This window comes from Bradyrhizobium sp. 197 (assembly GCF_023073375.1).
Lineage (GTDB): Bacteria > Pseudomonadota > Alphaproteobacteria > Rhizobiales > Xanthobacteraceae > Bradyrhizobium.
Map to the genome: position 1 here is coordinate 1 of NZ_JADPJJ010000178.1, position 564 is coordinate 564.

Sequence of the window (564 nt, forward strand, 5' to 3'; positions counted from 1 at the left end):
TCACTTTTGATGAAGTTCAGGCGCCGGCTCGCGTTGGTTTCACAAGGGAATCAACATGATGCAGCGAGCCCTGCGACCGTCGGCCCTGATCCCTCCTGGGTTTGACGTGGAGAGCGCCGTCTGTGATGGCGCCACGACCGTGATCACCGTCCGTCCCAGGAGCGACAAGAGTCTGTGTCCCGGATGCGGAGCCAGTTCCGGGCGAATTCATAGCCGATATCAACGATGTCTTACCGATCTGCCGCTGGCGGGGCGGCCGGTTCGCCTGGTGGTCGTGGCGCGTCGCTTCCGCTGCTTCACCGTTATGTGCAGTCGACGTATTTCCACCGAGCGGTTCGATGACGGGGCTCTGGCGCCGTGGGCGCGGCTCGATCTTCTGGTCCATCACCTTGGGCTTGCCGTTGGTGGCCGCCCGGCTGCAAGTTTTGCCCGTCGACTTAACGATACATTTACTTCGGATCGTGCGAAGGCGCGGTTGCCAGCCCTTTGCTGTGCCGAGCGTGATCGGTATCGACGACTGGGCCTGGCGGCGCAATCAGCGGTACGGAACAATCATCTGCGACC

1 pseudogene is annotated in these 564 nt (G+C 61.9%); it reads left to right on the forward strand.

Features of this window, described 5'->3' with window-relative positions:
* Positions 1-58: 58 nt before the first annotated feature.
* Positions 59-564: pseudogene (locus IVB27_RS43945) on the forward strand (transposase family protein); the annotation flags it as partial.